Consider the following 7,458-nt stretch of genomic DNA (forward strand, 5'->3'; position numbering starts at 1 on the left):
GGGGGGGGGGGGTGTCTTTGCCCGGGCGGGTTTCCGGTTCCACAAATAATAAAATATCGCCCCCCCCCCGCCCCGCGGCGCCCCCCCCCCCCCCCGCGCGGCCGCCCCCATCCCCCCCCCCCCTCAACCCCTGGCACGGGCCGAAACCTTTTCAGGGCCTCGTAAGACTCGGCATCGCTGGTGGTCGCGTTTGGGTCGTATGGGCCTTTGTCGGGGCTCGTGGGCTTGCCGCTGGTTGCTCGGGGATCGGAGTGGAGCTTTCGGGGGCGTTGAGCTCGGTACCGCTGCTGCCGGTGCGTGGGCGGGGTGGCGCCGTGCACGCTTGCGTCGCGGTACCGATCAGACTCGGGTGCGGGCTCGGGCGCCGGTGTGGGCAGGCAGGTGAGAGTAGCCGTGGAGGGTGTACAGGGGCCGGCGGGTAGGCGGAGCGGTGAGCCGCAGGTCGGGGAAGGTTTCGGTGAGGGCGCGCAGGGCGTGGGTGGCTTCCATCCGGGCCAGGCCGGCACCGAGGCAGACGTGGATTCCGGTGCTGAAGCCGAGATGGTTCTTGGCGTTCTCCCGGCTGATATCGAATCGGGCGGGGTCGGGGAAGACGGCGGGATCGCGGTTGGCGCCGGCCAGGGACAGCACCACCGTCGAGCCCGGGCGCAACCGGCGGCCGGCGATTTCGAGATCGGTACGCACGACACGGGCGGTGGTCTGCACCGGTGCGTCGATCCGCAGGACCTCTTCGACCGCGTTGGGCCAGAGTTCCGGTTCGGCGCGCAGCCGGTCCAGCTGGTCGGGATGTTCGAGCAGCCAGACGATACCTTTGCCGATGAGGTTGACCGTGGTCTCGAAACCCGCGCCCATGAGCAGGGTGGCCGAGGTGCACAGTTCGTGATCGGTCAGGTCCCCCGCCGTGACCAGGCTGCTGAGGATATCGTCGCCGGGTTCGGCGCGGAGCCGCTCGATATGGTCGAGCAGATAGGCGTGCACCCGTTCGGAGGCCTTCATCGCCCTGCTGTGCGTCTGCCAGGAAATCCCGAGGTCGAGCAGCGGGCTTATATCGTCGCCCCATTCCAGGAACATTTCGCGATCCGAATCGGGGAATCCGAGCATTTCGGAGATGATGGCGATCGGCACCTGGGAGGCGAACCGGGTCACCAGATCGGTGGGCCCGTCGTCGGGCAGGGCGGCGAGCAGTTCCTCGGTCACGCTCGCGATGCGATCGCCGAGCCGGGTGACCGCACGCGGGGTGAAGGCCGCGGCGACGGGTTTGCGCATCCGGGTGTGTTCGGGCTGGTCGATCATCAGCATGGACGGCGGGTCCACGGGGTTGGGCGGAATCGGCCGGCGCTGCAGCAGTGCCCGCGCCGCGCCCGGAAGGGGGACGAGCTCGGGCATTCCGGTACCGAAACGATTGTCCCGCAGTATCTCCCGGCACAGATCGTGGTCGAAGGTAATCCACGCCGAGGTGACCCGATGCAATCCACCCGCGCCCCGCATCTCCTCGATCAGCGCGTACGGGTTCTCGATCCCTTCCGGGCCGCCGTTGAGCCGGGCGAAGAGATCACCTTGCCGCAGCTTGACCTTCTTGGCCGCCCGGACCAGCCCGTGCTGGTTGACCCACCGATACAGGTACTGCGGTTTCATCCGAACCCCTCCGTCACTGCTCCGTCGCATCCCCTCCGACGTTACGCAGAACACAGTCCCGGCGGTACCTGCCGGAGTCGGATTCCGGCACCTACCGTGGTAGGAGTCCAGGGCTCAAAGGACCTGGGTGACCCGTTCGGTCTCGATACGCCGATCCCGCTGCGCCGGATCCGGATTGGCCACCTGCACCAGCGACGCGCCCGCGACGAGCACCGCGAGGTACCGGTCGACCAGCTCCTCGGCGGTATCCCAGCTGCCGGTCGACAGCACCCGGTCGGTTTCCGAGAGCCCCTGCCGGGCCGCGGATTTGCGGGCCAGCGTGAGTACCTCCGGTACCGGCATACCGTCCAGCGCGGCGCCGGTCCCGCCGGGGCGGAACTGGTCACCGTGGACGCGGACCGCGGTCGCGTAGTCGGTGACGCCGAGCGGCAGATCAGGCACCGGCGCGCCCATCGGGTCGAGCGACAGCGCCGCGACCTCGGGGGCGTCCTCGGTTTCGCCGAGACGGCCGGCGGCGGCGAAAACGAGTTCCGCGTCCGGGTCCGGCTGCAGCACCACCTCGGTCCCGGCCCACCAGCAGCCGAGCAGAACGGCCGCGGTCTGCCAATGCGCGGGTAGGAGTACCGCCACCCGGGCACCCGGGGTGAGGCCGAACTCGTCGCGGATCAGGTTGGCGGTTTTGGCCGCCCAGTTGGCCAGGGTGACCGCGGACAGTTCGATACGCGCGCCCGTCGCATCGTCGTACCAGGTGATCCGGGGTGCGGCCGGTTCGCGTTCCAGAATCGGCTCGAGTACCGCTTCGGGGAGGGTCGTGGCCTGCTCTACGTCACGCATCGTCTGCTTTCTGCGTCCAATTCTTCGGCGTCCGATTCACACCGGCGGTCAATTCACACAGGTGGGTCCGTCCTCGGCCGCCGCGATCGGCGGTGCGGGGGGCACCGGGGTCGCCGATGTCGACGTATCGCCGAAATCGATCACGTCCTCGCTGCCGGATCCGGGGCCAGCGTAGTCGCTTGCCAGCACCACGCTCACCGTCCCCGGCGCCAGTGAGGCGTCCGCGACGACCGGGATCCCGCCGAGCGCCGCGGCCACCGATACCGCCCCACGATCGGTTTCGGAGGCGGCGAGCACCTGGCTTTGCCAAGCCGTCCCGTCCGAATAGTTACCCACCTCGCCGGGGAGATAACCGAGTGCGGTGAGTTCCTGCGATACCGAACCGGCCAGCCCGGAGACCGATGTCGAGTTGAAGACGTCCACCTGCACTGTTCCCGGGTCCGCGGCCGGTGCCGGGGCCGTGGTGGTGCCCGGCTCGGAGCTGTCGGATTCCTCGCCGACCAATCCCGCGACATAATCCTGGACATCGTCGGGTTCGACCCGCACCACCGACTCCCCGGTCGAGGTGGTGCCGTTGAGATCGGCGACGGGAATGGTTTCGAAGGTCACCTTGCCGGCGGACAGATCCTGGAGCTGGTTCAGGAACGCCAGCAGATCCCAGCCTTCGTCGAGCACGATGGTGCGGCCCACCGCATCGCTGAGTTCGCGCAACCGCGTGGGGTTGCTCAGGGAGTCGGTGCTGATCACCTGGTGCACGAGCTGAGCCATGAACACCTGCTGGCGCACGATCCGGTCCAGGTCGCCGCGTTCGAGATTGTGCCGCTGCCGGACGAAGCTGAGGGCCTGCGGGCCGTCCAGTTTCTGGCGGCCGGCGGGAAAGTACGCACCGGACAGCGGTTCGTCCACCGGGTGGCGCAGACACACATCCACACCGCCGACCGCATCGGTGAGCAGCACGAACCCGAGCAGGCTGACCTCGGCGTAATGGTCGACGGTGATACCGGTGAGACCGGCCACCGAGCCGATCAGCGCCTGCCGGCCGCGCTGCGTGGATTTCTCTTCGGCGGCTTCCGGTGTGGCACCGTCGGCGAGCATATCGTCCTGTGCGGTCTGTTTGGTGATCCCGTAGGCGGAGTTGATCTTGCCCTTGCCGAGCCCCGGGATATCGACATAGGCATCGCGCGGAATCGAGATCGCGGTGGCCGAACTGCCGTCGTTGGGCACCCGCACCAGCACGATGGTGTCGGTATTCGTGCCGATCTCGTCACCCGCGTGCAGCATCGCGCGTTCGGCCTCGGTGAGCGGATTACCTTTCGCATCGGTACGCGAATCCACGCCCACCAGCAGGATGTCCACGGCGCCGTCGCGCTGCCCGCCGAGCCCGAGGTCACTGATGCGCTCGATATTGGACACCAGCGAATCCACGCCCCGCCAGGCGAAGCCGGTACCCACCAGCACAATCAGAGCAACCGACGCGACGAACACCCGCGCCGGACTCCACAACGTCGGCTCCCCACGCTGCGCCACCTTTGAACTTCCTCTCCCCGTTCGGACCGGTCGAGGACCCCGATCCACTTCGCGTACGCCGTCGAAACACCTTCCGCTCCACGCAGGCTAACCAACGGCAGCCCGGGTGACATCGATTCGGCCCATCGACGGCGTGCCAGACTGGGCCGGTGAACGATGTCGTGCCGCCCGGAACCGAACTCAGCGACCGGCTCGTGGTCACCGGGGCCGGCGGCCAGGTCGGCCGGGAACTGCTCCGGCTGGCACCCTCCGCACGCGGCTACACCCGCTCCCGTCTCGACATCACCGACCCGGCAGCCGTGGAATCGGTACTGCGCCCGGGCGATATCGTCGTCAATTGTGCCGCGTACACCGCGGTGGACGGGGCCGAATCGGATCCCGGCGCAGCCTTCGCGGGCAACGCCACCGGCCCCGCCGTCCTGGCGGCCGCCTGTACCCGGGTGGGCGCGCGGATCGTTCACCTCTCCACCGACTATGTGTTCCCCGGCACCGCGACCACACCGTACGAACCCGGCGACCCGACCGGACCCGCCAGCGTCTACGGCCGCTCCAAACTCGCCGGAGAACACGCCGTGCGCGAGAACTGCCCGGATGCCCATATCGTCCGGACGGCCTGGGTGTACCGCGGCGCCGGCAGCGATTTCGTCGCCACCATGCGACGGCTCGAACAGGAACGCGACACGGTGAACGTGGTAATCGACCAGGTCGGCTCCCCCACCTACGCCGCCGATCTCGCCGCCGGCCTACTCGAACTCGCCGGCCGCCCGGTAGCGCCCGCTGTGCTGCACGCCACGAATGCGGGCCGGGCGAGCTGGTTCGAGGTCGCGCGCGCCGTTTTCGCCGGTATCGGCGCCGACCCCGATCGCGTGCGGCCCTGCACATCCGCCGAATTCCCCCGGCCCGCGCCCCGGCCCGCCTTCTCCGTGCTGTCCGGCACCGCCTGGCGCGACGCCGGCCTGACGCCATTGCGCCCCTGGGAATCCGCGCTCACCGAGGCATTGACCAGGACCGCCCGTTAGGGTGGGGCGCTGTGAGCGCTTCCGATACCCCGGGTCAACCGCATGACCGGCCACGATTGGCCGTGGTCACGGTCACGTATTCACCGGGCGAACATCTCGAGCATTTCATCAGCACCCTGAACACGGCGACCGCGGATAAACCGCAGGTCATCCTGGCCGACAACGGTTCGACCGACGGTGTCCCGGAACTGGTCGCCGAGGCCAACGCCCATGTGCGGTTCCTATCGACCGGCGGGAACATCGGATACGGCGGTGCCATCAACCGGGCCGTCGCCGAACTCGATCCCGACCTCGAATTCGTGCTGATCGCCAACCCCGATATCCGCTGGGGCAACGACTCCATCGACCGCATGCTCGACGCCGCCCGGCGCTGGCCCCGCGCGGGCGCCCTCGGCCCGCGGGTCCTGGAACCGGACGGCAGCATCTACCCCTCCGCCCGGTCGGTTCCCGGCCTGCTCGACGGCGCCGGCCACGCGATCTTGGGCGCGATCTGGAAAACCAACCCGTGGACCCGCCGCTACCGGCAGGAAAACGAGGAGATCTCCGAACGCGCGGTGGGCTGGCTGTCCGGATCGTGCCTACTGGTCCGCCGGGAGGCGTTCGACTCCATCGACGGATTCGACTCCCGCTACTTCATGTACATGGAGGACGTCGACTTCGGCGACCGCATGGGCAAGGCCGGCTGGCACAACGTTTTCGTCCCGGACGCCGAGGTCACCCACGCCAAGGGGCACGCCGCCGGCCGCAACCCCGAGAAGATGCTGCCCGCCCACCACGCCAGCGCCTACCGCTTCCAGGCCGACCGGCATCCGCACTGGTGGCAGGCCCCGCTGCGCTGGGCGTTACGGGCCGGACTTGCGATCCGCTGCCGCATTGCGGTTCGATCCGCACTGCGCACCCGGCAGCAGGAACTCGCCGGCTGAGGCGGACCGGCCACCGGCCCGGGGCGCGAGGAACGGATGGAACAAGGGAGCTCCATGGCATCACAAGCAGACGCGGTCATCCTGGTCGGCGGGAAGGGTACGCGGTTACGGCCGCTCACCCTGTCGGCGCCGAAACCGATGCTGCCGACCGCGGGGGTTCCGTTCCTGACCCATCTGCTGTCCCGTATCGCCGCGGCCGGAATCACCCATGTGGTGCTCGGCACGTCCTATAAGGCGGAGGTCTTCGAGGAGCATTTCGGTGACGGGGCCGATCTCGGCCTGCAGATCGAATACGTCACCGAAACCGAACCGCTGGGCACCGGCGGCGGTATCCGCAATGTGCTGCCCCGGCTCACCGCCGACAACATCATGGTGTTCAACGGCGATGTGCTGGGCGGCACCGATCTGCGGGCCATCCTGGAAACCCACGAAACCACCCAGGCCGATGTCACCCTGCACCTGGTGCGGGTGAGCGACCCCCGCGCGTTCGGCTGCGTCCCCACCGATGCGGACGGCCGGGTCACCGCCTTCCTGGAGAAAACCCAGGACCCGCCGACCGACCAGATCAACGCCGGTTGCTACGTGTTCCGGCGCGAGTACATCGAGAAGATCCCGGCCGGGCGCCCGGTCTCGGTCGAGCGGGAGGTTTTCCCGGCGCTGCTCACCGAGGGCGCCCGGGTGCAGGGCCACGTCGACACCTCCTACTGGCGCGATATGGGGACCCCGGAAGATTTCGTCCGCGGCTCGGCCGACCTGGTGCGCGGTATCGCCCCCTCGCCGATCCTGCCCGGGCAACGCGGTGAATCGCTCGTCCACGACGGCGCGGGGGTGGCACCGGGAGCGTTGCTGATCGGCGGCACGGTCGTCGGACGCGGTGCGGAGGTCGGCGCCGGTGCCCGCCTGGACGGTGCGATCCTGTTCGACGGCGCCAAAGTGGAGGCCGGCGCCACGGTGGAACGTTCGATCATCGGATTCGGCGCCCGCATCGGGCCACGTGCGCTGATCCGCGACGGGGTGATCGGCGACGGTGCCAGTATCGGTGCACGGTGTGAACTGCTGCGTGGTGCCCGGGTGTGGCCGGGAGTGGAGATCCCCGACGGGGGGATCCGGTACTCCACGGACGTATAGCCGGGTTTTCGGCGGGTCGGCACTCGATTCACTGCGTTTCCCGGGAACTTCCCCGGAAGGCGAACGTCGAGGTCTGTGGGCGATATACGGTTCGGCTACACCGATCCAAACGCAACCAGCAGACGCCCGAACGCACCAACACACACCCGAACGCGACCTACACACGCCCGAACGCGACCTACACGCCCGAACGCAACCAGCACACCGCCGAGTCCAGCGAGGCCCTCGAAGGGTTTAGGCCCCAGGGAGAGGAAAGGCCCCCCCCGCACAAAAACGCGCCCCCCCCCGGTTAGCCGGGGGGAAACAAAGGACCAAGGGGGGCCGCACCCCCCCCCCCCCCCACCCGCGGCCCCAAAAAAAACACAACCCCACAAAAACCCCCCGCAGCCCCC

At 68.7% G+C, this 7,458-nt stretch carries 6 protein-coding genes; 3 read left to right on the plus strand and 3 right to left on the minus strand.

Annotated elements, in window-relative coordinates; translation table 11 throughout:
• Nucleotides 1–339 precede the first annotated feature (339 nt).
• The 3 genes from QH196_RS08130 to QH196_RS08140 form a co-directional block, all read right to left on the minus strand.
• A complete protein-coding gene (locus QH196_RS08130) occupies nt 340–1,635 on the minus strand; it encodes a cytochrome P450 (protein ID WP_280415139.1) in 1,296 nt (431 codons plus the stop codon).
• Between the two features lie 114 nt (nt 1,636–1,749).
• A complete protein-coding gene (locus QH196_RS08135; RefSeq protein WP_280415140.1) occupies nt 1,750–2,469 on the minus strand; it encodes a TIGR03089 family protein in 720 nt (239 codons plus the stop codon).
• 48 nt (nt 2,470–2,517) lie between these two features.
• On the minus strand, nt 2,518–3,996 hold the full coding sequence (locus QH196_RS08140) for an LCP family protein (protein ID WP_280415141.1): 1,479 nt from the start codon (nt 3,994–3,996) through the stop codon (nt 2,518–2,520).
• Nucleotides 3,997–4,145: 149 nt separating this feature from the next.
• Here QH196_RS08140 and rfbD point away from each other — a divergent pair, with 149 nt between their 5' ends.
• From rfbD to QH196_RS08155, 3 genes are read left to right on the plus strand one after another with little or no spacing between them, the layout of a single operon-like run.
• A complete protein-coding gene (gene rfbD / locus QH196_RS08145) occupies nt 4,146–5,015 on the plus strand; it encodes a dTDP-4-dehydrorhamnose reductase (protein WP_280415142.1) in 870 nt (289 codons plus the stop codon).
• Between the two features lie 11 nt (nt 5,016–5,026).
• Entirely contained in the window at nt 5,027–5,938 is a 912-nt protein-coding gene (locus tag QH196_RS08150; RefSeq protein WP_280415143.1) for a glycosyltransferase family 2 protein, read from the plus strand.
• A gap of 54 nt (nt 5,939–5,992) precedes the next feature.
• Nucleotides 5,993–7,066 carry an NDP-sugar synthase gene (locus tag QH196_RS08155; protein WP_280415144.1) on the plus strand — a complete coding sequence of 358 codons (1,074 nt, stop codon included), beginning with the start codon at nt 5,993–5,995 and terminating at the stop codon, nt 7,064–7,066.
• The last annotated feature ends 392 nt before the right edge of the window (nt 7,067–7,458 follow it).

Origin of the sequence: Nocardia carnea (assembly GCF_029868325.1) — a bacterium.
GTDB classification, from domain to species: domain Bacteria; phylum Actinomycetota; class Actinomycetes; order Mycobacteriales; family Mycobacteriaceae; genus Nocardia; species Nocardia carnea_C.

Bases quoted from the DNA above. Each gene is read 5' to 3' on its own strand.
- QH196_RS08130 (WP_280415139.1), bottom strand. From the start codon at position 1,635: ATGAAACCGCAGTACCTGTATCGGTGGGTCAACCAGCACGGGCTGGTC.
- QH196_RS08155 (WP_280415144.1), top strand. From the start codon at position 5,993: ATGGCATCACAAGCAGACGCGGTCATCCTGGTCGGCGGGAAGGGTACG.
- QH196_RS08135 (WP_280415140.1), bottom strand. From the start codon at position 2,469: ATGCGTGACGTAGAGCAGGCCACGACCCTCCCCGAAGCGGTACTCGAG.